Source organism: Vibrio floridensis, from assembly GCF_021852965.1.
Taxonomy (GTDB): Bacteria; Pseudomonadota; Gammaproteobacteria; order Enterobacterales; family Vibrionaceae; genus Vibrio; species Vibrio floridensis.
Map to the genome: position 1 here is coordinate 19,672 of NZ_JAKGCY010000018.1, position 25,730 is coordinate 45,401.

Below are 25,730 nucleotides of genomic sequence, written 5' to 3' on the forward strand. Positions count from 1 at the left end.
TGGGTTTTTCTCTTTATCGTTCAATCGCTATTTTTGATTGCCTTCATGGCGGCGATACTCAAACACTTGGCCTTGTTCGTTAAAGGCATACACAGAGTAGCTGTCTTTTTTATCGCCATACTCCATGCCCGGAGAGCCCATTGGCATGCCCGGAACCGCAAGGCCTTTCGCATTGCGTGGTGGATTTTCTAAGAACGCTTTAATATCGTCAGCCGGAATATGCCCCTCAAATACGTAGCCTTCAATTTCCGCAGTATGGCATGAATAGAGTTGCTCGTTCTTCAATCCTAGCTTCTGCTTAACGCTGTTCATATCATCGTGAAGCTCTTCTTTTACGGTGAAACCATTCTCTTCCATGTGTTTAGTCCACTCGCCACAGCATCCACAGTATGGCGATTTATGGTTGATGACATCCGCTGCCAAAACATTTGCTGACAGACCTATCAGCAGCATAAGAGTAAGTGTTTTTAGTTTCATAGTGACCCCTAAGAGCGTGTTGTCGTTTTAAATAAGCGTAGTCGATTGGCGTTGCTGACCACGGTAATGGAAGAGAGTGCCATGGCTGCACCAGCCACCACAGGACTCAAAAGAAAACCGGATACAGGATACAGTGCGCCAGCCGCCACCGGAATACCCAAAGAGTTGTAAATAAAGGCACCAAAGAGATTTTGCTTCATGTTTTTCACCGTCGCTTTGGACAGTTCAATGGCGTTGAGAACGGCAAGTGGTGACGAGTTGAGCAGCGTCATCTGTGCGCTTTCAATCGCCACATCACTGCCACTGCCCATCGCAATGCCAATATCGGCCAAGGCTAGAGCTGGCGCGTCATTAATGCCGTCACCGACCATGGCGACTTTGCGACCTTGCGATTGAAGGCGTTCAATATGGCTCGCTTTCTCATCGGGCAGCACTTGCGCGATGACTTCATCGATACCCAACTCTTGAGCAATGGCGTTGGCCACGCTTTGGTTGTCACCTGTCAGCATTACGGTGTGGATGCCTTCTCTCTTCAAGGCTTGGATAGCTTGTTTAGAATCGCTTTTGATTGGGTCTGAAATGGCGATCAAACCGATTAAACGCTGGTTAAGCACGGCAGCGACTGGCGTCCAAGCGTTTTGCGCACATTCGTCAATCGCCTCAGTGGCGGTGCTCAAATCAAATTGTTGCGCTTGTAAGTGATTTAATGACACCACCAACAGTTCATCCCCCGCAATGACGGCGCGAACCCCTTTGCCTCGCATATTTTCAAACTGGCTCACTTCAAGCGCTGGTGCTTTGTGGTGTAGGGCGTCTGCCACAATCGCTTTGGCGAGTGGATGCTCTGATTGCTGTTCGGCACTTAACAGCAGTGAACGTAAATGCTGCTGATCGTAGTCAAAGGCATAGAGCGCTTGGACTTTTGGGGCTCCTTGGGTCAAGGTGCCGGTTTTGTCGAATACCACAGTGTCGATTTTGCTGGCCGATTGCAGCACATCCGCATCTCGGATCAAAATGCCCATTTCAGCCGCTTTACCAACCCCCACCGTCACCGACAATGGGGTTGCAAGGCCGAGTGCGCAGGGGCACGCGATGATCAGTACGGTGGTGGTGACCACCAACATGTAACTGGCTTTTGGCTCTGGGCCAACGAAAAACCAAATTGCCGCAGAGAAAAGGGCAATGGCCACGACAACAGGCACGAAGACCGATGAAATCTGATCCGCCAGTTTGGCGATAGCGGGCTTACTGCTTTGCGCCTGACGCACCATACGGATAATACGAGCCAGCATGGTATCAGCACCGATCCCAGTTGCTTGAATAATTAAGCTGCCGTCATTATTTAGAGTGCCAGCAGAAACGTTATCTTGCGCTTGTTTGAAAACCGGAACGGGTTCACCTGTGAGCATGGATTCGTCGAGATACGACTCGCCAGAAATCACCAAACCATCAACGGGAATTTTTTCTCCCGGCTTGATGCGCAGTTTCATCCCTAATTGAATCTGTTTAACAGCGATGGTTTGCTCGCCTTGGTCGGTGATCAAACTTGCGGTTTGAGGCTGGAGGTTGATCAGCGATTGCAGCGATTGAGTTGTACGCGCTTTGGCTTTCGCTTCGATATAGTGTCCTAGTGAAATCAAGCCGACAATCATCGCGCTGGCTTCAAAATAAACGTGACGTGAGGCTTGCGGAAACCAACTCGGAAATAAAACCACCAACATCGAGTAGAGCCAAGCCGCTCCCGTCCCCAATGCAACCAGCGTATCCATAGTGGCGCGTTTGTGAGTGAGTGCTAACCACGCATTGGTAAAGAAGCTTCTTCCCGCGGTAGCAAGCAACAATAGGCAGACTAAGCCGACAACTCCCCATGCGATCTGATCTTGAGTGTTTGCGATACTCATGCTGCCACCTAATACCCCCCACAACATCAGTGGTGCACCAAGGGCAATTCCTGTGAAAGCGCTGACTTTGTGTTTTCGCTGCGCTTGCATTATCTGTTCACTTTGCTTTTGTTGTGTCAGTTCAGCGTCGAGCACTACTTCCGCCTGATAACCCGATTGTTTGACGGCGGCAAGCAATGCTTCTGTTAAGTCCGCTCTGCTTGAGCGTGTAAACACAAGTGCACTTTGCTCTGCAAGATTGACTTGCGCCTTGTCAATTCCATCGACAGAAAGCAGCGCTTTTTCGACGGATGAAACACAACTTGCGCAGGTCATGCCTTGAATCAGTAACGGTATGCTTTGCTGAAGTTCTGGTGAGGTGATCGCCTCTGTGGATAAGAGAGAGGAGTCAGCCTCGCGCGTGGGTTCACTTTGCGGCAATGGTAAAGAAGTCACTGCGGGCGCTTGCGCTACCTCTGTTGTTGCGATATTCCCAGGTAGGGCTTGGTAACCAATAGAAGCAATAAGCTCAATGATCGCTTGTTCACTCAAGCTGGTGGTAATAGCAAGTTCTGTTTTACTCACGGTAAAGCGAATCACCTCGCTGTGCTCACTGAGTAAGGCGTTCACTTTACTCACACAGCGACCACAGTTAAGCCCTTGAAGCTGGAAGTGATAATCATGGCCAGCATGATAACCAAGCTTTTCTATCGTCTCAGCAATCTCGACCAGAGTGGACGGGGTCTCTAAGCTGATTTCGTTGGGAGACAGCGCTTGAATCGTGACACTGTGCTCGGCATGCAGTGCTTTCTCTACCTTACGAGCGCAACCCATGCAGTTGAGGCCAGAGAGCGCAAGGGTAAATTGGTTCATCTTTTTATCTCCCACGAAATAATGTGGCAATAAAGATAAACCTTACCGCCGGGGGAAGGTCAAGCATTGGTTCGTGCAATCAATTACGTCAAAATGGCTTTGCCGTACCGATATTTCGCCTCATTTCCTTGCGAGGCACTTCAATCTTTTTTCTTTGGAAATATAAAGTTCCGTTAATTGAGCTAAAAGTTGTGTGAGTCGCTTCACGATACGGCAACATATTTGCCGCCACGTCGCAATAAAAAACTAAATTTGACGTTTTTTACATTTATCTTTTCTTTTTAAGGTGTTGATTTTTAATTGTTTACATTGTTTTTCATTGATTTATTTTGAACTGGCTCAGGTTGTTGGAACTGCCATTTTTTAAAGAAAAAAAAGTCTGAGATATTTGCCCCGTCCAAAATTTAGTTCTCCAAAAAAATCAGATGGTTACTAGGAATAGCAATTCATCGAGTTTAACGAAGAACAAGGAAAAACATAATTCTAAATAGGGGTTAATCTTATGTCTCACTTTAAAAAAACGCTTTTAGGTGCAGCAATTGCAGTGGCCGCAACTGGTGCAACCGCTAAAGAAGTTGGTGTGAACTCTGACTTTAATGTCGAAGTTTACGGTGTTGCAGCTATCTCATTGGTGAACTACAACGTCACTGATAACAATGATACCAGCAGTGGCTTTGTTGTAGAAAACGAATCTCGTATTGGTTTCCGTGCGCACAAAGAAATGTTTGATAATGTATTGATTACAATGCAAATTGAATCAGGTTACGTTGACAGCACTGACTGGGGTCATGGCGGCGTTTCAGGGGGTGTGCTTGGTTTCCGTGACACTTTCATTGGTGCATCAGGTGATTGGGGTAACGTTCGTGTTGGTCGCGTTCTAACTCCACTATACGAAATTGTTGACTGGCCATTCTCTAACCCAGGTCTAGGTTCTGTATTCGATTGGGGCGGCATCAATGGCCACTACGATCGTCAATCTAACCAAGTTCGCTACGATTCTCCTAAGTTTGGTGGTTTCTCGTTCGCAGCGTCTGTTGGTCGTGATGACAATGACAATGGTGGTGGTGCAGCAACTCGTGATGCCAACTTCTTTGGTGCTAGTGCGAAGTACAGCTTGGATAAAGTGACCTTCATGGGGGCAATTGAATCGGGAACTCGCGTAGTGGCGAAATCTGGCGGTGATTGGAGCTTTGACAAAGATGGTAAGCCTACACAAGCGCCAGTAGTTGCAGGTTATGAAGATGATACGTTCGCTTACATTGTTGGCTTTGAAGCAAGTCTTCCCGGTGGCTTTGGTATCGCAGCAGCCTATAAAGGGGAAGAGTTAGATAATGGATCTCGTAAGTATACTCAAGATTCCTACTCTATTGTTGGTCAATACTGGAATGGTCCAATTGGCTTTAAGGTGGGTTATGCGGCGAATCTCGAAGCTGATTTGAGTGGCACTACGGCATCAAATTCGGCGTTGAAAGCGGATGCTTTGGCTGATAGCAACACCATTTCTGCTCAGTTGATGGCGGTGCATAATGGTTTCGTACCTTACCTACGTATTGCAGGTCGTACCGTTGGTGACGCGGATACCGATATCGTAACTCGCATTGGTTTAGAATACGGCTTCTAAGTGACCGTCTTCTGAATAAAAAACGCTAGCAGTACACTGCTAGCGTTTTATCGTTCTAAAAATCTAAGAAATAAGGTGTATGAAATGTACAAAAAGATGTTGGTTATAGGATTAATTTTGCTAAATGGATGTACTACCTTATCGAGCGATGACGATTTTAGTGATGCGATTAGCTCTGTTAGTCAGAAAGCGAGTTATATTACTGTAGAAGCGAAAGGAGTTACCCCAATAGAAAATGATTCTAGAGGTGGCTTTGCCATAAAAAATGTCTCGAAAGTTATCGCGAACTTTCCAACAAATGAAAGCTCAACTGCTCCCGACTCCTACATTGCGATTGAACTGAGCTATTTCAAATCAAACAATGAGTATACTTCGGTCTCTATTAAGAATAAGCAACGTTCCATTACAATGACAGCACCAACCGATGAAACATGCTCAGAGCACTGTACTGTTACACAGCATTTTTCATTTCCTATTTATGAAAACGAGTTGTTGTCTGCGGCAGAAAATGGGCTTCACTATTCTGTGAATGCAAGAAACAACAGCTCTCAACTTAATTTTTTAATTCCAGCAGGGTATTTTGAAGCAATCCTCGCGGAGCAAAAACAGAACGTTGTCATCGTTGAGAATGAGAACAATGTTTCAAAACAGCCAGCTGTAATGGTTTCTAAGCCTGTAGAAATGGCCCAATATTGGTATAGCGAAGCCAGTGCAGAAGATAAACAACGTTTTGCTCAATGGGCTTTTGAGAACAGAAAATCCATCTCAACTCAGCTACCAGCGACATCTAAATCTCTCGATATGCTGAGTTATTGGTATGAAAAGGCAACAGCCGAAGAAAAAACGCAAATCTTAACTTGGTTACTAAACAAGTAACCAATTTGAGCGGGTAATCGACCTGAACTGTTGGGCTTGGCAAAATGTCTTTTGTATGGTCATTGTAGATTTACCTCATAGTGCTAAAATGTCGCACATTTCTTAGTGGTGCTAGTCTTATCAGCACGCTTCTTCCAAAAGGTAAAAATTAATGACGGTTAAAACTCGTTTTGCTCCTAGCCCAACTGGCTACCTACACGTTGGTGGTGCTCGTACAGCACTTTACTCTTGGTTATACGCGAAAAGCCAAGGTGGTGAATTCGTTCTACGTATCGAAGATACTGACCTAGAGCGCAACTCTCAGGAAGCGGTAGATGCCATCATTGAAGGTATGCAATGGTTAGGTTTGGAATGGAACGAAGGTCCTTATTTCCAAACGCAACGTTTTGACCGTTACAACGAGATGGTTGACAAGCTGCTTGCGGAAGACAAAGCGTACAAATGTTACGCATCAAAAGAGCTACTTGACGAAGTTCGTGCTGAGCAAGAAGCTAACAAAGAAATGCCTCGCTACGATGCCGATCATCCAAAGATTAAAGCGGCTAATGAAGCAGCAAAAGAGGGTGATCCATGCGTGATTCGTTTCCGTAACCCGAAAGAGGGTAGCGTAGTATTCGAAGATCAAATCCGTGGCCGTATCGAAATCAGCAACAGCCAAATGGATGACCTGATCATCCGTCGTACCGATGGCTCACCAACCTACAACTTCTGTGTAGTAGTCGACGATTGGGATATGGGCATTACGCACGTTATTCGTGGTGAAGACCATATCAACAACACGCCTCGTCAAATCAACATCTATAAAGCACTAGGTGTAACCGTACCTACGTTTGCGCATTGTGCCATGATCCTAGGTGACGATGGTGCGAAACTGTCTAAGCGCCATGGTGCGGTGTCAGTGATGCAATACCGTGATATGGGTTACTTGCCAGTCGCATTGAACAACTACCTCGTGCGCCTTGGTTGGTCTCACGGCGACCAAGAAATTTTCTCTCAAGAAGAGATGATCAACCTATTTAGCTTGAATGCTATCTCAAAGTCAGCGTCTGCGTTTAATACCGACAAGCTGCTTTGGTTGAATAACCATTACATCAAAACATCGGATCCAGAGTATGTGGCAGAACACCTACAATGGCACTTGGATCAAAAGGGCATCAAGACAGAAAATGGTCCAGCCATTACTGACGTGATCAAACTGGTTGGTGAGCGTTGCAATACGTTGGTTGAGTTGGTTGAGCAAATTGGTTACTTCTACCAAGATTTTGACGCATTTGATGCTGATGCAGCGAAAAAACACCTGCGTGGTGTGGCGAAGCAGCCGCTAGAAGTCGCACTGGCTAAAGTGGAAGCCCTTACTGAGTGGACAACAGAAAAACTACACCAAGTGATTGCCGATGTGTGTACTGAACTTGAAATCGGCATGGGCAAAATTGGTATGCCTCTACGTGTGGCGGTAACCGGTGGTGGTCAATCACCTTCTGTGGATGCGGTAATGCAGCTTATCGGCAAAGAGCGTGTTGTTGCGCGTATTAAGATGGCGTTGGCGTTTATTGCAGAGCGTGAAGCAAACGCATAATTGGCCAGTAAGAATAACAAAACCGCAGCTCAGTGCTGCGGTTTTTTTTGCTTTGTTTGAGGGCGAAAAAGAGTACGCGTTATTTGAGACCGATGCTGTTCAATCGGCCCATAAAGGTGAGGATCTCTAAATTCTCTTTGTGCGCTTCCAATAGCGCTTTTTTGGTTTGTGAGTAGGCTGCGAGCTTGCCATACTTGCTGATTGAACGAACCACGGTTTTGTACTTGTATTCGCCCTTTTCGTCCATCACTCGCCACTTTGCGATATAGCAAGTATCACGGTTGTTGGGATCTGCAATGGTTGGGCTCGGTTTGTGAACAATTTTAGGTTCTACGCTGTGGGGTAATCGAGTCATCAAGTATGGATCTTTTAGTAATCGACGCCAAAACTTACCCCACATCTCTTTTCCAATCTCGTTGCGCATCTTAATTGCTTTCTGAAGCGCTTTTTTTTCCCCGATTTTTACAAATCCAATTGAACGATGAAGCACTTTGTCTTCAGGCGTATGGATATGAATTTTGAAGGCAGTTTTGCCTTTTGAAATAAAGCGATGCCCAGTGCTAGTTATCAAATTGCTCTTAGTCATAATCTTTAATAATATTTTTATTAATATGGGGTAGAGTAAGAAAATATTAGTGATAATTAAAGTAGTAAAAGCAAAAATTCGCCAGTGGATTTGGTTTCTGTGCAGTGAAGTTCAGTTCTTGAATCTGTCAACGATTGCAAACAACGAGAATAAAAAACGCACAAGAACAATGTTGCTCCTGTGCGTTCAGTGATTATGAGGGGAACTTGTTTACTCGACCATGTTAGGAGTGATCAAACTTTGCTTTCTCGTCTTTTTCTACCTGCGATAGCTTCTTAAGTTTCATCCCCAACTCTTGTCCGCGTGCTCTGGCAAAGAGAATATTGCCAGCAAAACCAAGCGTTGTTAGCAGTAGCTCTACAAGGGCAAGCCATCTTTCACCACCATCGACGTACAAAATGGTCAGTGCGTGTAAGAAATAGAGCATCAACACAAAGTTGGCCCAAGCATGGGTATATGGTTTTCCCGCTAAAATGCCCGGCAAAGGCAATAACAGCGGAATACACCATGCAACAGCCAGTGTAGTGGAACTCAAATGTGGGTGCGGTGAGAGTGCCATTTGCCACAATATGACCCACAGCAACAGTGATAGGTTGCCAAATAAGGCCAGATAACGGTACTGCTGAGTTTTTGGACTCATTTCGACATCAGACATTTACGACTCCTTTTGCTTTTTGGCAACTTGTGCCAAGCGCTTTCCTAATTGTTGCGCTAAGCGAATTTCTTCCGCTGTCAACGAAGCATCATGACCAACACTGCTGGCACCATAGGGTGTGCCTCCTGATTGGGTTTGATGTAAATCAGGCTCAGAATAGGGGATGCCCAGAATTAACATGCCGTGATGCAGCAGTGGGACCATCATATTCTGTAGCGTCGTTTCTTGCCCCCCGTGCATACTACTTGATGAAGTAAAAACACAGGCTGGTTTATCAATCAAAGATCCATTCAACCACAGCGGTGAGGTTTGATCCCAAAAGTGCTTTAGTGGCGTTGCCATCGCACCAAACCAAACGGGACTGCCCATTGCCAAACCATCGCAATGACGCAACTCGTCCAGAGTAACAATCGGATCAGCCGCATGCTGTGAGCCAGTGTTCAATTCTGCTACGGTACGTAAAATGGCTTCGCTGTGGGGAACGGTCTCTATTCCCCGGGCGATTTGACGAGCAAGCGATTTGGTTTTGCCGTGGCGACTGTAATACAGCACTAAAAGCTGAGTAGTCATAGGCAATTAAAGGATCTCAAGTACTTGCTCTGGTGGGCGACCGATGCGTGCTTGGCCATTGGCAACCACGACTGGACGTTCAAACAATGAAGGGTTGTCTGCCATCGCTTGGAAAAGCTGTTCGTCCGAGACGTTTGCATCACCTAACGCTAGCGATTTGTAGAGCTCTTCTTTGGTGCGCATCATGTCACGCACAGACGAAAAACCAAGCTGTGCGAATAGGGCTTTCAACTGCGCCACATTCAATGGCGTTTCTAGGTATTTGACCACGTCAGGTGTAACACCATTTTGCTCTAACAGTTCTAGTGTTTGGCGGCTCTTTGAGCAACGAGGATTGTGATAAATCACGACTGACATAAGTATCTCCATATCATTATTGTAATGCGAGGAAGCGATCACGCTGAACCATCAACTGATCGATTCTAGCGTCGTATCTTGCTTGTTGTAGACTGCCCAATTCGGCTAATTGGCTTGCCTGAGTGTAGTACTGTATGGCTTTGTTCCAATTCGCTTGCAACGCGAGAATTTCAGCTCGGGCTGCGAGGTCTTCACCACTGTTTCCTACGGCAATGTTGGCGCGTGAGAGCAAGTGCCAGCCGTTGGTATCTTCAGGACTATCGTGGGTATAACGTTGCAGTATGCGAATCGCTTCTTCAGTTTTTTGCGCTTCGAGCAAAGCGTTGGCGTAGTTTATCGTTAGAACCTTGTTATTGGGAATGCGTTCTAACGCATTTTTTAACATTGTGATTGCTTTCTCTGGCTGCTTTTGCTCGATATAGAGATCCGACATAGCATCCAAGTAGAAAATGTTATTTGGGTCGGCTTTATTAAGTTTCGTCAGAATTTCTGAAGCTTCAGTAAGCTGTTTATTATCAAGGTGAACTAATGCTCTTCCATACTCAAAGGCAGGGATAAGATCCGGCGTTGCTTTCTTCTGCGTGCGCTCAAACCAATCCATTGCAGCATCCGAATCGATACCAGCATACCGCGCCACAATGCGCGCACGAGTCAGATGATAATCCAATGAGGGTTGGATGCGCATCGGAGGATAGGCTTGCGCTCTAGCTCGGCTATCGGTAATACGGTCTTCAGGCAATGGGTGGGTGAGTAACATCGGTGGTGGTGTGCTGGCATAGCGATATTCGTCAGCTAGGCGAGAGAAAAATGTCGGCATCGCTTGTGCATCAAAGCCTGCCTTGGCGAGGGTATTAATACCAAAACGGTCCGCTTCTTTTTCATTGCTGCGAGTGTAGTTAATTTGGCTCTGCATATTCCCCGCGGTGGTGGCGGTAATGGCCGCTATGCCTGCTTCTGGTGCGGCAATGGCCAGCAACAAAGCACCGGCTAGTGCAGCAAGTGTAGCGGGTGAGCGTCTCGCTTGCTCTTCCATGCTACGAGCTAGGTGTCGCTGTGTAACGTGGGCAATTTCATGTGCCACAACGGACGCGAGTTCACTTTCCGATCGCGCATGCAAAAATAGCCCAGAATGCAGTGCTACATACCCACCAAAAAAAGCGAACGCATTGATGTTGCGATCGCGAATCATAAAAAAGTGGAAAGGGGTTTTTACGTCATTCGCATTGGCCACTAAGCGATGACCGAGCGTGTCGATGTACTCATTAAGCACAGGATCGTTAACGATAGGTTTGCTACTGCGCAACATGCGCATGTAGGCATCTCCGTAGATCAGTTCTTGATCGATAGAGAGCGTTGCACCTGCGGCAGTACCTATGTCGGGTAGGTCCACAGAGTTTGACCAAACGGGAGCTGGCAGTGCCAATGTCAAAGCGACAGAAAGGCTAACAATAGTGCGTGCGCGTTTTAACATAGTAATGATTGATTCTCCATATAGCAGCAATGATAAGACCCATCGATGGCTAATTGGTTTCGTAAAGTGTTACAAAAGAAAATGCCAGTGCAAGGTCCAAACTGCAAATCAAACTTTGATAAATGCTGGCACCCATAAAAAAACACTTTACAATATCTCCCTATGTTTAGTTTTAGGCGAGAAGATGGAACGTAAGCGACTCGATCTTAGGCAACAGCGCTGCCCAATGTCATTGCTTTTGGCGAAGCGTCACAGTGCAGAGTTATCGGAAGGAAGTCAATTAGTTATTCAGGTTTCTGACCAGGGCTCCATGCGAGATATCGTCCGCTACCTTCAGTCACGCTCGTTTATTGTTGAAACAAAAATGGAACAGGATTGCTATCTCCTGCATATCACACTCAATAAGGAATCATCGTACGATGTTTGAAATGGTCAGTCGCTGGTATAAGCGTCGTTTTTCAGATCCCCATGCCGTCAGCTTAGTGGCTATCTTGCTGTTTGGCTTTGTTACGATCTATTTCTTTGGTCATCTTCTTGCCCCTCTTTTGGTCGCCATTGTGTTGGCATATCTGCTCGAATGGCCAGTCGCACAACTTCGTCGTTTTGGTGTTCCTAGAACAGTTGGTGTTATTACGGTTATCTTACTGTTTATCGGTTTAATGTTGATTGCATTGTTTGGATTGATTCCAACCATTTGGACGCAGATTGGCAACTTAATCAACGACATTCCGAACATGTATAATGGATTACAACAGTTTATCGCTTCACTTCCGGAACGTTATCCAGAGTTAGCTAACCTGCAAATCGTGGAAGCGATCGCCACTAACGCGAAAAACAAAGTGTTGGGAATGGGAGAAAGTGTTGTTAAAGGATCATTGGCTTCCTTGATTAGCATTGCCACTTTGGCGGTATATCTGATCTTGGTGCCGCTGTTGGTGTTCTTCTTACTCAAAGACAAAGAAGAAATGATGCGAATGGCCAGTGGCCTGCTACCCAAAAACCGAAATCTGGCCAACAAAGTTTGGCGCGAAATGAATGAGCAGATTTCAAACTACATCCGTGGCAAAGTGTTGGAAATCTTAATTGTCGGTGGAGTGAGTTATATCACCTTCGCCATCTTGGATTTAAGATATTCGGCACTACTGGCAGTAGCCGTTGGCCTTTCAGTACTCATTCCGTATATTGGTGCCGCAGCGGTAACGGTTCCTGTTGCGATCGTTGCACTGTTCCAGTGGGGTATCTCAACCGAGTTTTATACGTTGCTCATCGCTTATGGCATCATCCAAGCGCTCGATGGTAACGTGCTTGTGCCAGTCCTCTTTTCTGAAGCGGTCAATCTGCATCCCGTCGCGATTATTGTCGCGGTTTTGGTGTTTGGTGGCCTATGGGGATTTTGGGGCGTGTTCTTCGCTATCCCGTTGGCGACCTTAGTGAAAGCGGTGTGGAAAGCACTGCCAAGTCAAGATGATCACGAAGCACAACCGTCCTAAGATGGTATTGCCTCAATTCATTCATTTATTGCTCATAAAAGAAAGCCCAGCGAACACGCTGGGCTTATTATTGTCTGCTGGATACGTAAAGATGCTTTAACTCGTCCTATTTACTCTGCTCAAGATAATTAAGAACCACTTCATGGTGGTCTTTGGTTTTGAACTTATCAAAGACGTGTTCAATAACGCCTTCCTCGTTGATGAGGAAACTAATACGGTGAAGGCCGTCGTACACTTTGCCCATGAACTTCTTCTCGCCCCAAACACCAAATTGTTCAGCAACGGCGTGATCTTCATCTGACAGTAAAGTGAAGTTGAGCGAATCTCGTTCAATAAACTTACCCAAACGTTTGACGGGATCGATACTTACGCCCAGCACAACCACATTATGCTTTGCGAGTTCGCTATGGACGTCACGTAGGCCTTGGGCCTGAACGGTACAACCGGGAGTCATTGCTTTTGGGTAGAAGTAAAAGAGAACTTTTTTTCCTTTGAGGTCTTTGAGCGAGACAAGATTTCCATTTTGATCAGGCAAAGAAAATTCTGGAGCAGGGGAGCCTGCTTGCAGCATATTCATGTCGTTATTCCTTTTAAAGGGTGTTTTTTATAAAGTTCAAAGTGCCTTGTACGTTCAGCGAGCGGCAAAGATCATTAAAGTCTTCTTGGATTTGCATTAGATTGCATTCGCTTTGAACATGAGCCGTAATCGCAATATGGAACTGGTCTTGTTCCTTGTGTACGGCTGCTTTGTTGATGGTTTGCGCACTAAGGGCGCTAAGGCCAATTTGTTTGTCAGCGAAAAAATGAGTGAATTTTTCCGTTAAACCTACTCGGTCATCCGATTCGACAAACACTTCCATTGTGTAGCTGTTGCTCGAAGGATGATGAGTAGAGGTTCTTTTCATAATGGTGATGAGATCATGCTCTTGCCCAAGTAATGGAAGGGTAGTCTCTACTCTGGTGATGCCATTGGCGTTTCCAGAAAGCAACATGATGAGGGTAAATTCGTTGCCGAAAATCGCGATTCGACTGTCAATAATATTACAACCAGCGCGTGTCACTAATTGTACGACCTGGTTACAGATGCCTGGCCGGTCCGTGCCCATTGCGGTGATTACCAGATGTTGAGTCATAGATTCGCTCTTATTGTGCATTTTGTTTTTTCCGGATGGTAACACAGAAGTTTAAGGAAAATGTCGAGTCGCTTCCGTTTTTTACGTTAGAGAATAGCGTGTTGCGAAAAGTGCTTTGTTCACCAGACGCTGACACGCTATCGATATTGTCTGATTATAGTTGAGTGAATCTCGCTTTTCCGAGTGGGAGCGCCTTATAAACCACCAATAAACGCAAATATTCATCCACTAGTATTCAGGAAGCGAGTTTGCGCTCTTGTTTTTTTGAATCGCCTTACAGTACCATGCAGGAAGGATTATATGAGGGAGAAAGACATGTTATCAGGAAGTATCGTTGCGTTACTTACGCCGTTTAAAGCCGATGGTGAAGTGGACTTTGATTGTCTACAAAAATTAGTTGAATATCACATCGCTGCCGGTACGAACGGTATCGTGGCTGTGGGTACCACAGGAGAGTCTTCAACGTTGACAGTTGAAGAGCACGTTAAAGTAGTCAACAAAACGGTTGAATTTGTTAATGGTCGAATCCCAGTTATCGCTGGCACGGGAGCAAATGCTACCCATGAGTCGGTGACTTTCAGCCGTCTGCTGAATGATTCAGGTATCGATGCATGCCTGAGTGTTACTCCATACTACAATAAGCCAACGCAAGAAGGTTTGTTCCAGCACTACAAAGCGATTGCTGAAGTGAGTAATGTTCCCCAAATTCTCTATAACGTGCCTGGGCGTACTGCGGTTGACCTTTTGCCAGAAACCGTCGCTCGTTTGGCCGAGATCGATAACATCGTTGCATTAAAAGATGCGACGGGTGATTTGAAGCGTGTTGCACTTCACCGTGAACTTTGTGGCGAAGATTTTATCTTACTAAGTGGTGATGACGCGACAGGCCTCGATTTTGTTCGTTTGGGCGGTCAAGGTGTGATTTCTGTAACCAACAATATCGCAGCGAAAGACATGGCGGATATGTTCCGTTTGGCGCTTGAAGGGCGTTTTGAAGAAGCAGAAGTGATCAACCAGCGTTTGATGCCATTACATAAGAACCTGTTTATTGAGTCGAGCCCAATTCCTGTTAAATGGGTTGCTCAGCAACTGGGTTTAATTGAATGTGGCCACCTGCGTTTACCGATGACAGAATTGTCTGAGAAGTGTCGCCCGATCGTTGCGCAAGCAATGACCGATGCAGGAATTTACTAAAAGAATGTTGTCACGCCGGAGTAATCCGGCGCTTTAGGAGTTTCAATGAAGTTTTCTCGTCAGTTGGTGCTTAGCTCGCTGGCTGTTTTCGTTTTGTCTGCCTGTTCTGGCAGTCCGACTCAGCGTCGTCAGGCAAAGGATGATTTTGCTTACCTCGAAACCCCACCGCTAGAGCAGTGGCAGTTACCTGAAGGGGCCACTCCCCAGTTTTACCCCAATTACAACATCCCTCAGGGCGAGTTTGCTGGAGGTATTGGTCAGCAAGTGGATATTCGTCCACCTCAGCAAATTCTTGAACTCATTCCTGGCGCTCGTTATGAGCGTAACCAAGGTGAAGTGACCTTGTGGCTGATTAAGCAAGAAGAGGCAGATGAAGTTTGGCAAACGGTTAAAGACCTGATCGCGGAGCGTCAAATCCCCATTGAAGCACAGTCAGATTCACACATCGAAACTGGCTGGGTTATCTGGCGTTCTGAAGATGAAGATGTTGAAATTGGCAGTCGATATTCGATAGACAGATTTGAAGCCAGTAATCGACACGGTTTTAAAATCAATTTGATCGATTGGCGTGAGGGAACGGAGTCAAAACCTGTCACTCTGGTGAATAAAGAACGCTACAACGTCTTTATGACCAACTTAGTCACGTCCCGATATGATCAAACGAAGCGTGAAGAAGCGCAGCGTCGAGCTCAGGAACTGGTGAAGCAAATTCCTATCACTATGGGTACCGATAGAAGCGGCTTCCCCGTCATTATTGCTCGTACACCTTACAACGTGTTGTGGCAACGACTTCCGACGATTCTACCTAAGATGGGCTTTACCATTGAGGAACGCAATCAATCTCAAGGTACTATCAAGGCGAAGTACGCGTCGCCAGACGATGAGTTTTGGAATAAGATTGGCGTGAAGCCGATGGAGATGAAGTCTGGGACTTACACCTTCTTGTTTGGGGATTTAGGTAACCGTACGTCGATTAACGTGACGGATGCGTCAGGTAAGCCCGTTGAAGAAGCGTTCTTGAAATCGATGGCGCCAGTGTTGGCTGCGGTCGTTAAGCTAGACTAAATTCGTTGATGGATATGAAAAAGGGGCGTTAAGCCCCTTTTTCGTGTTTAGTGATTTCTGATGGTGGATACACAGAGCTTTTACTCTTATTCGTCATCCGTTTTACGTTGTTGGTTTTTCTTATCCAACTCGTTCAGTTTGTCGAGATCACTTTTCTCTCGCAGTTTATCCACTTGGCCGAATTTCATTTTGGCGGTGTATTTTAGTGCTGCAATATTGCCGACAATCACGCTTAGAACAACGAAACTGATGACCCAAGGGTTGGTTAAAAGTTCTTTCATACTGCCTCCGCAGGGCAAATATTGGCGATAAACTGATTGTAGATCAGAGAGAGATTGGCGAGTACATGTTTTTGTCCATCAATGGGATGCTGTTCCAGTTGATGTCTCAATTGTGTAAGTGTTAGTGCTTGCAAAAAATCGCAAGAGGTTGCGACATGGCTGATGTGCCATGGTTCAGCGGCAACACCGCCTAAGTCTTCCGCATAGGGAAAGAAAAAACCGAACTGTGATAGGTGTTGTTGCAACCAAAGATAAAAGGGCGCTTGATGACCAGAGTGGTATTCCCAAGGTTCCAATTTGAGCGATTCGTTTTCGGGCAGGAGATTGCGTGCAAAGACATCAAAATCACACCCCCAATGATGTCGACTGGCACCTGGCAGTGCAGACCAACGCAAAATCGCCCACATTTTCTCTTCATCGGTTAGAGACTGTTTATCAATTGGTTGAGAGTTGCGATCGAGAATCGCTGTCGTGCCAGAAAATTTTGCGTTCCAAATAGCCCGCTGGCGTTGAAAATCACGAAAACCGCTGGCAATTTCCATTTTAAAACCAGCGGTTTGAGCCGCTTCTAGCAGAGCGAAAAGATCATTTTTCACCTCCGGGTGGAGCCAAAACCATTTTTCCCCCACTAAAACGTGTTCTAAATGAGACGTTTCGCTGCCAGTCAGCTGCTCAATGGTGTTCATGCCAATAAGTTTTCCAATGTTTTCTGGTACATATCGGTGAGTTTTTCTAAGTCATCGATTTTCACACACTCGTTCACTTTATGAATGGTGGCATTCACCGGTCCGAGCTCAACCACTTGTCCGCCCATTCGTGCGATGAAGCGTCCGTCTGAAGTACCGCCAGTGGTCAGTAACGCGGGTTTGGTTTGGTTGACGCTATCGACAGCATCCACCACCGCGTCCAGAAGTGCTCCCGTATCAGTTAGGAATGGGTCGCCGTTGTACGTCCATTTGAGATCGTAACTGAGGTCATGTTGGTCGAGTGTTTGAGTCACTCGTTCTACAATTCGCTCGTTGCAAAGCTCGGTACTAAAGCGCAAATTGAACTGAACGTGGAACTCACCTGGGATAACATTGGACGCACCCGTACCTGCTTGTACGTTCGGGATCTGGAAGCTGGTTGGCGGGAAGTATTCATTACCCTTGTCCCACTCAGTGGTCGCTAGGGCGTGGATTGCCAAAAGCGATTTGTGCACTGGGTTGTCCGCAAGATGAGGGTAAGCCACATGGCCTTGAGTCCCTATGACGGTTAAGTCGCCAGTGATCGAACCACGACGACCATTTTTTACCACATCACCAACGACTTCGGTGCTTGATGGCTCGCCGACAATACACATGTCGATGTTTTCATCGCGCGCCATCAACGTTTCCACAACGCGAACCGTGCCATTGATAAACGGGCCTTCCTCATCTGAGGTGATCAGGAAACCGATAGAACCCTGATGATCGGGATGTTCTGCGATAAAACGCTCCGTCGCGACGATCATGGCTGCCAATGAGCCTTTCATATCCGCTGCCCCGCGGCCATACAAATAGCCTTCTTTTTCGGTCGGTTCAAAAGGCGGTGTGTGCCAATGCTCTAATTTTCCAGCGGGCACCACGTCAGTGTGGCCTGCAAAGGCGAAGAGTGGCGCTTGTGTGCCACGGCGAGCCCAAAAGTTGGTGGTATCTTCAAACACCATGCGCTCAATGGTAAAACCAAGAGCCTCTAGGCGCGCTATCATGACATCTTGGCAACCGGCGTCTTCGGGGGTTACCGACTGGCGACTGATGAGATCTTTGGTTAGAGCCAGTACTGGGCTGTCTGTCATCCTTGATAATCCTTCATTAATTGAAAATTTTTGAATACTGTTCTGCTTTAAAGCCAACGTGTAGCTGGTCATTGATTCGCAAAATTGGGCGTTTGATCATCGCAGGGTGTGCGACTAGCAAATCAACGGCGGTTGTCTCATTGAGCGACTCTTTTTGCTCGTCAGTCAACTGACGGAAGGTGGTGCCGCGCTTATTAAGCACTTGCTCCCAAGTCAATTGCTGACAAAACTCACTCACAAGTTCCGCGTTAATACCTTGCTTACGATAATCATGAAATTCGTAAGCAACGCCTGCGTCTTCTAGCCATTTTTTTGCTTTCTTAATGGTGTCGCAGTTAGGAATGCCATACATGGTAATGGTCATGTGTTTTTCCTTTTGGGCTAATTCTTTTTGTTGTGTTTTGCATCCTATCAAGAAGCGACAGAACACACAAAATATCGTCAGGAATATTTTGAAGTTCAAAAAAACTCACACTTTCGCTAAGGGGATTGGAGAGTTATTGATCAACCTCAACAAAAGACTGAGAAAAAAAGAAATAATGAGTTAGCACAAGTTTAGGAGGTGTCAATGGAATTGAGTCCTGTTTTCGCAAGGCGGCTGTATTTGGCCTTATTGGTGGAGAACCTTGAAAGGCCAAATGTGCCTAAGTTAATCGAAAAAACGGGGTGGCCTCGTCGTACTATTCAAGATGTACTGAAGGCGCTGCCGGGGATTGGAATCGAACTTATGTTTGTTCAAGATGGCCGACGTCATAATGATGGTTATTACCAACTGTCAGACTGGGGACCATTTGATAGCCAATGGGTTATGGAACGTGAGAAAGATATCGCCAGCAGCCTTGGATTTCGTGCGTAAGCCAGCATTCGCTGGCTTTTTTTATTGGCAGCGATAAGCGGTGCCAAGCAAGCTAAAAGAGGTAACAAACGCCTGCGGCGCAATGACGAAGATGGTGTCTGCATCTAATTCTTTGGCATTGTTTTTCAAATCATTCACCGCTCCCTGCATCATGGTGTCATTGGCAAAGAAGAGATAGCTATACCAATGACCTTCATTTCCTGTCACCGTGCCAAGATACTGACACTGTTTAGGATTAAACTGGTCATCAATGCGGATTTCGATTGCTTGTGAGCCGGAAAGTGGCTGATGGGTTGGGGTGGTACACCCCGCTAAAAACAGGCTAGCAAGTAACAGTGAGCCGATGTTTTTCATATTAGTTCCTCATCATGGTGTAAACAATAAATCCCAACCAGCTAACAATTAGCAGCCCCCAAGGAAGTATATGTACAAATTGGCTTGGTGTTGGGATCGTTGCTTGAGTGTCGAATATTTCGTCTTCAATCGAGCTCTGTTGCTCTTTGCTTTTATCGCGTAATTGCTTCTTACGCATTTTGTCCGCTTGACGATGCTTCTCTTTTTGCTGCTTTTTATAAAGCGCGATGCCTTTCTCAATGCCTTGTGCGATCAGTTTGGTTTGTTCTTTGGTTTGCCCAGGCTTTTGTGTTGCTCTAGCGATTTTGAGTGCTTCTTGCTGAGATTCTGGTGACGGTGTGATTGTGTTGTGTTTCATCATCATAAGTCTGCTGTAAAAGAGATGGTAATAGTCTAACCTTTGCGGGTTACTAATTGAATCATTTGCGTTAAAGTGTCGCGAGTCCCATTGATTAAGATTTAGATTTTGCGATATTCGATAGATCATTATGACAACCAAGGTTATCTCAAAGCGCCTTTGTTGCTTTGGTTTGGTTGGTTTTTTTTAGCCCGAGCTTGGGTCGTCTTTGCTGGTGCAGGGGCAAGCCGCGAGAGTGGCGGCAAGATCTTGCAAATTGTTTACCCTGATAACCATACCCTCTATTTAGGTCTTCTGATTGGCATTCCAAGTGTTTTGCTGATGTGGATTATGGGATTGAGAAAGCCCGGCCGCCAATGGATTGATAAACTTACCAACTATGGACGGGGTTTCACCTTATGTTTGGTGTTAGGGCAAATTGTGCAGACGACCTACCATGTTTATTTGGAACATGGCGAGTTTAGCTGGACCAATGGGTTAACCCTATTAATACTACTTTGGTTTGGTATTTACGTATTCAATAGTCAGTGGGTAAAAGATTGTTTTCATGTCCCTAATTTACCCACAGACGACAACCTTAACTGACGATCATCAATAATTATCCGTCAGTTTCGCCCTACACTGGGGGCAAAAAAGAGGAGTTTATTATGTCACTTGCTCAAACGGCGATTCTGCCAGAAGCGGGCCCATTCGCGTTATACACTTTGCTTAAAATCAACCACAATCCAGCAAAGGTATTGGCTCAATTACAATCGCTGCCAGCACTGGTTGAAGAGTTCAACCAATCTCAGCCTGATGCAGAGTTGACGCTTTCTATTGCGTTTAGCAAGTCGTTTTGGCAGCAATTGGATATGGCGATGCCAGCGGAGCTGATCGATTTCCCTGTATTGGGTGAAGGGGAGATTGTTGCGCCTTCAACGGATGTGGATGTGTTACTGCATTGTCATTCCAAACGCCATGACCTGCATTTCTACTTGCTGCGTAAACTGCTGTCAGAGGTTGCAGAAGATATTACTGTCGTCGATGAAACCTACGGGTATCGTTATCTTGATTCGCGCGATATGACCATGTTTGTTGATGGTACTGAAAATCCGAAAGCAGAAAAGCGCGCGGAAGTGGCGTTGATCCCAGACGGAGAGTTTGCTGGTGGCAGCTATGTCATGGTTCAGCGATTTGAGCACAACCTACCTGCTTGGAATCGTTTGAATGTGTCTGCTCAGGAGAAAGTGATTGGCCGCACCAAACCAGATTCTATTGAGCTGGACGACGTCCCTGCTGCTTCACACGTTGGTCGAGTGGACATTAAAGAAGAAGGCAAAGGGCTTAAGATTGTTCGTCACAGCTTACCGTATGGCAGTGTGACTGGTTCGCATGGCTTGCTGTTTATCGCCTACTGCCACACATTGCACAATTTCAAAGCGATGCTTGAGAGCATGTATGGTGTCACTGATGGTAAAACAGACCAATTGTTGCGTTTCACCAAAGCAGTTACCGGTGCGTATTTCTTCGCGCCATCGAAAGAAATGCTGAGTGCATTAGCGGTGAAATAAGTTATCTAGGGATGCTCAATTACTCCAAGACTTTGAGCAATACCAGATGTAAAAATGGCGCCAATCGGCGCCATTTTTGAAGAACTTAGTTGGTTCAATTAGAACTTGTAAGTAGCTGCGAAGTAGTGACCAACACCAGATGAAGGGAATGCTGATGAGTCTTTAATTCCGTATACATCGCTGTATAGTTTTAGACCGTAGCCCAGAGCGAAGTTATCTACGTGCCAGTAGATGCCATTAAACATAGCCAGACCGTCACTCGAGTTTGCTCCGTTGTTGTCATCCATACCAAATTCATAATCTAAATAACCTTGGTAAGAAATAAACGAACCATTTTCGAAGTTCATAAATGGTTTAAACCAGTTAGTTGATACTTGGTAACCATTCCAGTCTTTCGTTTGGAAATCATAGCGCGCATACAAATTGAACTGCATCTTGCCAAACCATGGAACCATTACATCAGAGCCTAGACCCCATTTTGTTTTGTAGCCATTGTCACCACCATCTACAACGTTTTCACTAGCAATGTATAGCTCTTGGATAGGACCAAAAGAAAGATCTTTGCCCGTTGCAGCATCTAAAGACATGCGAGGGTTAAACTTAAGGAACAGACGATCTGCGCCATCCTTGTCACTACTAGAGCTGTTTGATGGATTGAAAAGGTCAACATAACCATACAAATCAAAAATGCCAGAGCGACCGCCAAATTCCATTTCTAAGTATGTGTGATTTGCATCACCGGGTTTCTCATCAATGGTATGCATTACATTGAACTGCATCCAGGAGTAATCATTCTCACGAACGCCATTTGAGTAGTCAGCGGCCATAACTGGTGCTGAAGTTGCTGCTAACAGACCAAGAGCTAATAGTGATTTACGCATAAGGGGAACTCTCTATATTTGTAACGGGTTGAGACGCTAATCCTTGCGCTACATGTTTTCCGATTTGCGCGCATCATAGCGATTTAAATCTCAAATAAAAGTGACTTGAGTGCAATTTTTCATCAATTTGAGTGATGTAGATCTCCTTTTTGGTCGAAAGTCGGGAACTTTTCTTTTGCTATAAATCTAGATGCATTTGTGATTTTGTTGAAAGTGGGAGTTGTATGGGAATTGTTAATCTTTGAGTTTATTGTGATCTAGGTAAAGGTTTGCGCGTACAAACTAGCGTGAATTTTGAACGGAGGAATTATGAGTGAGCTAATGCTTTTTCCTCTAAGCTCAACGGTGCTCCCGGACGGAAAAATGAAATTACGCATTTTTGAGCCTAGATATCAACGGATGGTCAAATGGTGTTGTGAACACAATGTGAGCTTCGGCATGTGCCTTGTCGACAACAGCCAAAGAAAGAGTCAATTATCGTCTTTGGGTACAGAAGTGAAGATTGTCGATTTTGATGCTTTGCCAGATGGCCTACTCGGTATCACGGTACTCGGATTACGGCGTTTCATGAGCGAGTCGATTCGTATTGAGCAAGATGGGTTACGTATTGCTACAGTAAACTTTCTTGAAAATTGGCCTCAAGAGCTTTTATCCGCACCACAACGTTTTGTTGGTGAGCAACTGCAAGAGGTGCATCACTCTTTCCCGCAGCTTGGCGAACTCTACAATGAGTGCTTCTATCAAGATGCTAATTGGGTGGCAAGGCGTTGGTTAGAAATATTACCACTCTCAGTTGAGCAGTTCGATCATTTGGCGGGGACAGAGAATTGCCACACAGCGATGCACTTTTTATCAGAGGTTGTAGAGAATGCTGCGCGTGATGAAAAGGCTAAACTGAACTAAAAGGGCACTAGAAATGATTGGAGTGAGGTAACAAATCTCTTCTAATAGTGATCTGATTAGATACTGTTTACGTAGATGTGAGAAAGGGTCGTTTTTTAAAAGGAAAGGGTATGCAGAGTGATATGCCTGATGGTCCGAGTTCGATGTCCAAGCAAGATTGGACAGACTGCATGGAACGGGTCAAACAAAAAGACAAGCTGGCGTTTGCGACAGTGTTTAAACACTTTGCACCGAAGTTGAAGCAATTTGCCTATAAGCACGTCGGTAACGAACAAGTTGCGCTCGAGATGGTTCAGGAGACAATGACGACCGTTTGGCATAAAGCGCATCTTTTTGATGGGGAAAAGAGTGCGTTGTCGACGTGGGTGTATACCATCATTCGTAATTTGTGTTTCGATTTGCTGAGAAAGCAGAAAGGCAAAGATTTGCACATCCACGCTGATGACATCTGGCCTTCCGACTACTACCCACTGGATATGGTTGATCGCTATTCCCCAGAGCAGGACATGTTGAAAGAGCAGGTGATGCGCTTTCTTGATTGTCTTCCCAAAGCCCAGCGAGAGGTTCTTCAAGCGGTCTATATTGAAGATCTACCTCACCAGCAAGTCGCGGAGATGTTTGATATTCCGTTGGGGACAGTGAAATCGAGACTGAGATTGGCAGTTGAAAAGCTTAGACACACGATGCAGGCGGACAAATTATGAGTACACATCCAAATAACGCATTACTACAAGCCTATGCCAGCGGCGATATTGACGCAGTTTCTGGTTTGGCGATTGCCACTCATTTAGAAGTTTGCCCCAATTGCCGTGATCTTGTTGCTGGATTTGAAACTCAGCATGCAGACGTGTTCGTGGCAGAGACACAGAGTGCGGATGAGATTAGCGCGTCATCTTTTGAGCTGTCGCTATTCGACGCCATGTTTGATGACATTATCCAAAGCGAGAGCAAAGCTGACGTTCATGATGTTTATGAACCGCGCTACATCGAAGTGAAAGGGAAGCGATTTATGCTGCCTCAGACGCTATGTCGTTATGCTGATTTGATGAGTGAGTGGCGTAGCTATGGTGGAAAAGTGTTCAGCTCGCAGCTCGATTTTGGAGAAGAGGCGAGAGTGAACCTGATGTACATTTGTGAAGGTGTGCAAATTCCTCAGCATACACACAAAGGCATAGAGACAACGCTAGTCTTACATGGCTGTTTTAGCGATGAAGATGGTGAATATCGTGTGGGGGACTTTTTGCAAAGGGACGCCAGCGTGAAACACAGCCCACGCACTGAGCAAAACCAAGATTGTCTTTGTTTAACAGTGTTGACCGAACCGATGATTTTTACCCAAGGCGTCGCGCGCATATTTAACCTGTTTGGTAAGGGGCTCTATCCTTAACGAAGTGGGTTGATATGGAGTAACTCCTGTTTAGGACGCCAAATATAGAAAGGCTTGCGATATGCAAGCCTTTTTTATGCTTCGTACTCAGTGTTTACCTGTGACTTAAAGGGGCACGTTAACTCTGGCGAACATCGGCACTTTCATCGGCCGCTTGAGGCTCTTCACTCGATTCTTTCTTGGCTTTTTCAAGCAAATCATGGAAGTAGTGACGCAGCGAATAGAGCATGATCAAGCTTGGGATAACCATCAGTGCGGTGATGACGAAGAACACAGACCAATTGTTCAAATAGTCAACCAGCTCGCCACTGAACGAAGCAAGGGTTGTGCGTCCAAAGTTACCCAGTGATGCCAGCAGTGCGTACTGAGTCGCCGAGAAGGCTTGTCCGGTCACCATGGTTAAGAATGAGACAAAGGCAACCGTTGAAAATGCAGAAGTAAAGTTGTCGACAATCAGCGTCGCCAAGAACAGATTTTCATTCGGACCGACTTGCGCCATCCAAGCGAACATCAAGTTACTGGCTGCCATAGCGATGCCACCAATCATCAAACCACGGACAATACCAAATTTCACGTTGATCATGCTGCCGACCAGCGTAAAGAAGATGGTGATACCCCAACCCAGCAACTTAGAGTAATAGCCAATTTGCTCATTGCTAAAGCCCACTTCTTTATAGAAAGTGATCGACATTCGGCCTAAGAACGCTTCGCCAATCTTAAATAGGAATACAAACAACAACAAGGTCAATGCGACACGCACGCCATTACGCTTGAAGAAATCTAGGAAAGGCTCAATAACGGTGACGCTTAACCAGGCTACAACTTTAGATCCGACGAGCTGATTGTGGCGAGCTTCTGCTTCCTGTTGCAATGCTTCGCGTCGAGTTGTTGGTTCACCGACGAGAAGCGTAAAGATCATCAACAAAGCCACAATGGCAGCCATGCCGTAATACACGCCGTTCCAGCCGATTGAATCGGCGTTGATAAAGGCGAGGTAACCCGGTAAAGAGTAACCCGTCCACCAACCAATAACGGCCATCGCCGATGCTTGTGGCAGTTTGGATGAATCGGATTTCGGGAAGGTATCGATACGGAAAGCGTCGATAGCGATATCCTGTGTTGCTGAAGCGATGGCGATGCCAAGTGCAAGTGCTGACGTCAGCATGAGATTGTTGGCCGGATTGACTCCCGCGATCAACAAAGTACAAATCAGTACAAAGGATTGGCAGAGAAATATCCAACTACGGCGTTGACCCAAAGAGCGATGAAGTAAAGGAAGCTTTACTCGGTCGACCAAAGGTGCCCAAAGAAAGTTAATGGCGTACACAGCAAAGACACTGCCAAAGTAGCCGATGGCGGCACGAGTCAATCCGGCATCTTTGAGCCAACCAGACATATTAGAGCCGATCAGTACCCAAGGGAAACCACTGGAGCAGCCCAGCATAAAGACCCAAAGCAAGCGTCGATCAAGATAACTCTGAACCGTTTCACGCCAAGAAAGCGTTTGTGGTGAAGACATA

The 25,730-nt window shown here is 45.9% G+C and carries 30 protein-coding genes; 13 read left to right on the top strand and 17 right to left on the bottom strand.

Annotated features, from left to right (window positions below):
* Positions 1-27: 27 nt before the first annotated feature.
* Together LZU85_RS18750 and LZU85_RS18755 are read right to left on the bottom strand one after the other, a co-directional pair.
* Positions 28-477: a DUF411 domain-containing protein gene (locus LZU85_RS18750; RefSeq protein WP_237288102.1), complete on the bottom strand. Its 450-nt coding sequence runs from the start codon at positions 475-477 to the stop codon at positions 28-30.
* An 8-nt stretch (positions 478-485) separates the two neighbouring features.
* The gene (locus LZU85_RS18755) at positions 486-3,230 is read right to left on the bottom strand and encodes a cation transporter (protein WP_237288103.1); all 2,745 of its coding nucleotides are present in this window, start codon (positions 3,228-3,230) and stop codon (positions 486-488) included.
* 502 nt (positions 3,231-3,732) lie between these two features.
* Between LZU85_RS18755 and LZU85_RS18760 the strand changes: the two genes are divergently transcribed.
* From LZU85_RS18760 to gltX, 3 genes are all read left to right on the top strand, one after another.
* Positions 3,733-4,851: a porin gene (locus LZU85_RS18760; protein ID WP_176297957.1), complete on the top strand. Its 1,119-nt coding sequence runs from the start codon at positions 3,733-3,735 to the stop codon at positions 4,849-4,851.
* An 84-nt stretch (positions 4,852-4,935) separates the two neighbouring features.
* Complete coding sequence (locus LZU85_RS18765; protein ID WP_176297956.1) at positions 4,936-5,727, top strand: hypothetical protein; 792 nt, start codon at positions 4,936-4,938, stop codon at positions 5,725-5,727.
* 151 nt (positions 5,728-5,878) lie between these two features.
* Complete coding sequence (gene gltX, locus LZU85_RS18770) at positions 5,879-7,303, top strand: glutamate--tRNA ligase (RefSeq protein WP_237288104.1); 1,425 nt, start codon at positions 5,879-5,881, stop codon at positions 7,301-7,303.
* A gap of 79 nt (positions 7,304-7,382) precedes the next feature.
* Here gltX and LZU85_RS18775 read toward each other — a convergent pair whose 3' ends face one another.
* From LZU85_RS18775 to bepA, 5 genes are all read right to left on the bottom strand, one after another.
* Positions 7,383-7,889, bottom strand: a complete 507-nt coding sequence (locus LZU85_RS18775; protein WP_176297954.1) for a Fe3+-citrate ABC transporter substrate-binding protein — start codon at positions 7,887-7,889, stop codon at positions 7,383-7,385.
* A gap of 223 nt (positions 7,890-8,112) precedes the next feature.
* The gene (locus tag LZU85_RS18780; protein ID WP_176297953.1) at positions 8,113-8,544 is read right to left on the bottom strand and encodes a DUF2069 domain-containing protein; all 432 of its coding nucleotides are present in this window, start codon (positions 8,542-8,544) and stop codon (positions 8,113-8,115) included.
* A complete protein-coding gene (gene wrbA / locus LZU85_RS18785) occupies positions 8,545-9,114 on the bottom strand; it encodes an NAD(P)H:quinone oxidoreductase (RefSeq protein ID WP_176297952.1) in 570 nt (189 codons plus the stop codon).
* Positions 9,115-9,120: 6 nt separating this feature from the next.
* Positions 9,121-9,471 (bottom strand): arsenate reductase (glutaredoxin), encoded by a 351-nt coding sequence (gene arsC, locus LZU85_RS18790; RefSeq protein ID WP_176297951.1) that lies wholly within the window; start codon positions 9,469-9,471, stop codon positions 9,121-9,123.
* A 16-nt stretch (positions 9,472-9,487) separates the two neighbouring features.
* The gene (gene bepA / locus LZU85_RS18795; RefSeq protein WP_176297950.1) at positions 9,488-10,942 is read right to left on the bottom strand and encodes a beta-barrel assembly-enhancing protease; all 1,455 of its coding nucleotides are present in this window, start codon (positions 10,940-10,942) and stop codon (positions 9,488-9,490) included.
* Positions 10,943-11,126: 184 nt separating this feature from the next.
* Between bepA and LZU85_RS18800 the strand changes: the two genes are divergently transcribed.
* Positions 11,127-11,369, top strand: coding sequence for a sulfurtransferase TusA family protein (locus LZU85_RS18800; RefSeq protein ID WP_176297949.1), 243 nt, complete (start codon positions 11,127-11,129; stop codon positions 11,367-11,369).
* Positions 11,362-12,432 carry an AI-2E family transporter gene (locus LZU85_RS18805; RefSeq protein ID WP_176297948.1) on the top strand — a complete coding sequence of 357 codons (1,071 nt, stop codon included), beginning with the start codon at positions 11,362-11,364 and terminating at the stop codon, positions 12,430-12,432. The genes LZU85_RS18800 and LZU85_RS18805 overlap by 8 nt, the downstream gene beginning before the upstream one ends.
* A 106-nt stretch (positions 12,433-12,538) precedes the next feature.
* Here the strand turns inward: LZU85_RS18805 and bcp are convergent, their stop codons facing one another.
* Positions 12,539-13,009 (bottom strand): thioredoxin-dependent thiol peroxidase, encoded by a 471-nt coding sequence (bcp, locus tag LZU85_RS18810; RefSeq protein ID WP_011079810.1) that lies wholly within the window; start codon positions 13,007-13,009, stop codon positions 12,539-12,541.
* A gap of 13 nt (positions 13,010-13,022) precedes the next feature.
* Positions 13,023-13,565, bottom strand: a complete 543-nt coding sequence (locus LZU85_RS18815; RefSeq protein ID WP_176297947.1) for a glycine cleavage system transcriptional repressor — start codon at positions 13,563-13,565, stop codon at positions 13,023-13,025.
* 315 nt (positions 13,566-13,880) lie between these two features.
* Between LZU85_RS18815 and dapA the strand changes: the two genes are divergently transcribed.
* Positions 13,881-14,759 carry a 4-hydroxy-tetrahydrodipicolinate synthase gene (gene dapA, locus LZU85_RS18820; RefSeq protein ID WP_176297946.1) on the top strand — a complete coding sequence of 293 codons (879 nt, stop codon included), beginning with the start codon at positions 13,881-13,883 and terminating at the stop codon, positions 14,757-14,759.
* A gap of 45 nt (positions 14,760-14,804) precedes the next feature.
* On the top strand, positions 14,805-15,824 hold the full coding sequence (gene bamC / locus LZU85_RS18825; RefSeq protein ID WP_176297945.1) for an outer membrane protein assembly factor BamC: 1,020 nt from the start codon (positions 14,805-14,807) through the stop codon (positions 15,822-15,824).
* 86 nt (positions 15,825-15,910) lie between these two features.
* On the opposite strand, the gene LZU85_RS18830 is transcribed toward bamC, so the two are convergent.
* From LZU85_RS18830 to LZU85_RS18845, 4 genes are read right to left on the bottom strand one after another with little or no spacing between them, the layout of a single operon-like run.
* On the bottom strand, positions 15,911-16,105 hold the full coding sequence (locus LZU85_RS18830) for a DUF2897 family protein (protein ID WP_176297944.1): 195 nt from the start codon (positions 16,103-16,105) through the stop codon (positions 15,911-15,913).
* The gene (locus LZU85_RS18835; protein WP_176297943.1) at positions 16,102-16,791 is read right to left on the bottom strand and encodes a M15 family metallopeptidase; all 690 of its coding nucleotides are present in this window, start codon (positions 16,789-16,791) and stop codon (positions 16,102-16,104) included. Before LZU85_RS18835 ends, LZU85_RS18830 begins: the two co-directional genes overlap by 4 nt.
* Positions 16,788-17,921, bottom strand: coding sequence for a succinyl-diaminopimelate desuccinylase (gene dapE, locus LZU85_RS18840; protein WP_176297942.1), 1,134 nt, complete (start codon positions 17,919-17,921; stop codon positions 16,788-16,790). Before dapE ends, LZU85_RS18835 begins: the two co-directional genes overlap by 4 nt.
* A 16-nt stretch (positions 17,922-17,937) precedes the next feature.
* Positions 17,938-18,285 carry an ArsC family reductase gene (locus LZU85_RS18845; RefSeq protein WP_237288105.1) on the bottom strand — a complete coding sequence of 116 codons (348 nt, stop codon included), beginning with the start codon at positions 18,283-18,285 and terminating at the stop codon, positions 17,938-17,940.
* 204 nt (positions 18,286-18,489) lie between these two features.
* Here LZU85_RS18845 and LZU85_RS18850 point away from each other — a divergent pair, with 204 nt between their 5' ends.
* Complete coding sequence (locus LZU85_RS18850; protein ID WP_011079818.1) at positions 18,490-18,777, top strand: winged helix-turn-helix domain-containing protein; 288 nt, start codon at positions 18,490-18,492, stop codon at positions 18,775-18,777.
* A 21-nt stretch (positions 18,778-18,798) separates the two neighbouring features.
* On the opposite strand, the gene LZU85_RS18855 is transcribed toward LZU85_RS18850, so the two are convergent.
* Entirely contained in the window at positions 18,799-19,131 is a 333-nt protein-coding gene (locus LZU85_RS18855) for a DUF4156 domain-containing protein (RefSeq protein WP_176297940.1), read from the bottom strand.
* 1 nt (position 19,132) lies between these two features.
* A complete protein-coding gene (locus LZU85_RS18860; protein ID WP_237288106.1) occupies positions 19,133-19,495 on the bottom strand; it encodes a DUF2956 domain-containing protein in 363 nt (120 codons plus the stop codon).
* A 102-nt stretch (positions 19,496-19,597) separates the two neighbouring features.
* Here LZU85_RS18860 and LZU85_RS18865 point away from each other — a divergent pair, with 102 nt between their 5' ends.
* Both LZU85_RS18865 and LZU85_RS18870 read left to right on the top strand, forming a co-directional pair.
* The gene (locus tag LZU85_RS18865) at positions 19,598-20,074 is read left to right on the top strand and encodes a DUF2919 domain-containing protein (protein ID WP_011079821.1); all 477 of its coding nucleotides are present in this window, start codon (positions 19,598-19,600) and stop codon (positions 20,072-20,074) included.
* A gap of 62 nt (positions 20,075-20,136) precedes the next feature.
* Positions 20,137-21,039, top strand: coding sequence for a Dyp-type peroxidase (locus tag LZU85_RS18870; protein ID WP_237288107.1), 903 nt, complete (start codon positions 20,137-20,139; stop codon positions 21,037-21,039).
* Between the two features lie 98 nt (positions 21,040-21,137).
* On the opposite strand, the gene LZU85_RS18875 is transcribed toward LZU85_RS18870, so the two are convergent.
* Complete coding sequence (locus LZU85_RS18875; protein WP_176297938.1) at positions 21,138-21,920, bottom strand: nucleoside-specific channel-forming Tsx family protein; 783 nt, start codon at positions 21,918-21,920, stop codon at positions 21,138-21,140.
* A gap of 309 nt (positions 21,921-22,229) precedes the next feature.
* Between LZU85_RS18875 and LZU85_RS18880 the strand changes: the two genes are divergently transcribed.
* The 3 genes from LZU85_RS18880 to LZU85_RS18890 all read left to right on the top strand — a co-directional run bounded on the left by LZU85_RS18880 (position 22,230) and on the right by LZU85_RS18890 (position 24,210).
* A complete protein-coding gene (locus LZU85_RS18880; RefSeq protein ID WP_237288108.1) occupies positions 22,230-22,823 on the top strand; it encodes an LON peptidase substrate-binding domain-containing protein in 594 nt (197 codons plus the stop codon).
* A gap of 110 nt (positions 22,824-22,933) precedes the next feature.
* Entirely contained in the window at positions 22,934-23,527 is a 594-nt protein-coding gene (locus LZU85_RS18885) for an RNA polymerase sigma factor (protein ID WP_176297936.1), read from the top strand.
* Positions 23,524-24,210: a ChrR family anti-sigma-E factor gene (locus LZU85_RS18890; RefSeq protein WP_176297935.1), complete on the top strand. Its 687-nt coding sequence runs from the start codon at positions 23,524-23,526 to the stop codon at positions 24,208-24,210. The genes LZU85_RS18885 and LZU85_RS18890 overlap by 4 nt, the downstream gene beginning before the upstream one ends.
* A 118-nt stretch (positions 24,211-24,328) precedes the next feature.
* On the opposite strand, the gene LZU85_RS18895 is transcribed toward LZU85_RS18890, so the two are convergent.
* Complete coding sequence (locus tag LZU85_RS18895; protein ID WP_176297934.1) at positions 24,329-25,729, bottom strand: AmpG family muropeptide MFS transporter; 1,401 nt, start codon at positions 25,727-25,729, stop codon at positions 24,329-24,331.
* Between the last annotated feature and the right edge of the window lies 1 nt (position 25,730).

What these genes read in the sequence shown, in the direction of transcription:
- LZU85_RS18895 (WP_176297934.1), bottom strand. Translation starts at nt 25,729, where the DNA reads ATGTCTTCACCACAAACGCTTTCTTGGCGTGAAACGGTTCAGAGTTAT.
- LZU85_RS18885 (WP_176297936.1), top strand. Translation starts at nt 22,934, where the DNA reads ATGCAGAGTGATATGCCTGATGGTCCGAGTTCGATGTCCAAGCAAGAT.
- gltX (WP_237288104.1), top strand. Translation starts at nt 5,879, where the DNA reads ATGACGGTTAAAACTCGTTTTGCTCCTAGCCCAACTGGCTACCTACAC.
- LZU85_RS18875 (WP_176297938.1), bottom strand. Translation starts at nt 21,920, where the DNA reads ATGCGTAAATCACTATTAGCTCTTGGTCTGTTAGCAGCAACTTCAGCA.
- LZU85_RS18750 (WP_237288102.1), bottom strand. Translation starts at nt 477, where the DNA reads ATGAAACTAAAAACACTTACTCTTATGCTGCTGATAGGTCTGTCAGCA.
- bepA (WP_176297950.1), bottom strand. Translation starts at nt 10,942, where the DNA reads ATGTTAAAACGCGCACGCACTATTGTTAGCCTTTCTGTCGCTTTGACA.
- LZU85_RS18755 (WP_237288103.1), bottom strand. Translation starts at nt 3,230, where the DNA reads ATGAACCAATTTACCCTTGCGCTCTCTGGCCTCAACTGCATGGGTTGC.
- bcp (WP_011079810.1), bottom strand. Translation starts at nt 13,009, where the DNA reads ATGAATATGCTGCAAGCAGGCTCCCCTGCTCCAGAATTTTCTTTGCCT.
- LZU85_RS18830 (WP_176297944.1), bottom strand. Translation starts at nt 16,105, where the DNA reads ATGAAAGAACTTTTAACCAACCCTTGGGTCATCAGTTTCGTTGTTCTA.
- LZU85_RS18805 (WP_176297948.1), top strand. Translation starts at nt 11,362, where the DNA reads ATGTTTGAAATGGTCAGTCGCTGGTATAAGCGTCGTTTTTCAGATCCC.
- LZU85_RS18765 (WP_176297956.1), top strand. Translation starts at nt 4,936, where the DNA reads ATGTACAAAAAGATGTTGGTTATAGGATTAATTTTGCTAAATGGATGT.
- LZU85_RS18775 (WP_176297954.1), bottom strand. Translation starts at nt 7,889, where the DNA reads ATGACTAAGAGCAATTTGATAACTAGCACTGGGCATCGCTTTATTTCA.
- LZU85_RS18780 (WP_176297953.1), bottom strand. Translation starts at nt 8,544, where the DNA reads ATGTCTGATGTCGAAATGAGTCCAAAAACTCAGCAGTACCGTTATCTG.
- LZU85_RS18870 (WP_237288107.1), top strand. Translation starts at nt 20,137, where the DNA reads ATGTCACTTGCTCAAACGGCGATTCTGCCAGAAGCGGGCCCATTCGCG.
- dapA (WP_176297946.1), top strand. Translation starts at nt 13,881, where the DNA reads ATGTTATCAGGAAGTATCGTTGCGTTACTTACGCCGTTTAAAGCCGAT.
- wrbA (WP_176297952.1), bottom strand. Translation starts at nt 9,114, where the DNA reads ATGACTACTCAGCTTTTAGTGCTGTATTACAGTCGCCACGGCAAAACC.
- bamC (WP_176297945.1), top strand. Translation starts at nt 14,805, where the DNA reads ATGAAGTTTTCTCGTCAGTTGGTGCTTAGCTCGCTGGCTGTTTTCGTT.
- LZU85_RS18835 (WP_176297943.1), bottom strand. Translation starts at nt 16,791, where the DNA reads ATGAACACCATTGAGCAGCTGACTGGCAGCGAAACGTCTCATTTAGAA.
- LZU85_RS18880 (WP_237288108.1), top strand. Translation starts at nt 22,230, where the DNA reads ATGAGTGAGCTAATGCTTTTTCCTCTAAGCTCAACGGTGCTCCCGGAC.
- LZU85_RS18845 (WP_237288105.1), bottom strand. Translation starts at nt 18,285, where the DNA reads ATGACCATTACCATGTATGGCATTCCTAACTGCGACACCATTAAGAAA.
- LZU85_RS18890 (WP_176297935.1), top strand. Translation starts at nt 23,524, where the DNA reads ATGAGTACACATCCAAATAACGCATTACTACAAGCCTATGCCAGCGGC.
- LZU85_RS18815 (WP_176297947.1), bottom strand. Translation starts at nt 13,565, where the DNA reads ATGACTCAACATCTGGTAATCACCGCAATGGGCACGGACCGGCCAGGC.
- LZU85_RS18850 (WP_011079818.1), top strand. Translation starts at nt 18,490, where the DNA reads ATGGAATTGAGTCCTGTTTTCGCAAGGCGGCTGTATTTGGCCTTATTG.
- dapE (WP_176297942.1), bottom strand. Translation starts at nt 17,921, where the DNA reads ATGACAGACAGCCCAGTACTGGCTCTAACCAAAGATCTCATCAGTCGC.
- LZU85_RS18855 (WP_176297940.1), bottom strand. Translation starts at nt 19,131, where the DNA reads ATGAAAAACATCGGCTCACTGTTACTTGCTAGCCTGTTTTTAGCGGGG.
- LZU85_RS18860 (WP_237288106.1), bottom strand. Translation starts at nt 19,495, where the DNA reads ATGATGATGAAACACAACACAATCACACCGTCACCAGAATCTCAGCAA.
- LZU85_RS18800 (WP_176297949.1), top strand. Translation starts at nt 11,127, where the DNA reads ATGGAACGTAAGCGACTCGATCTTAGGCAACAGCGCTGCCCAATGTCA.
- arsC (WP_176297951.1), bottom strand. Translation starts at nt 9,471, where the DNA reads ATGTCAGTCGTGATTTATCACAATCCTCGTTGCTCAAAGAGCCGCCAA.
- LZU85_RS18760 (WP_176297957.1), top strand. Translation starts at nt 3,733, where the DNA reads ATGTCTCACTTTAAAAAAACGCTTTTAGGTGCAGCAATTGCAGTGGCC.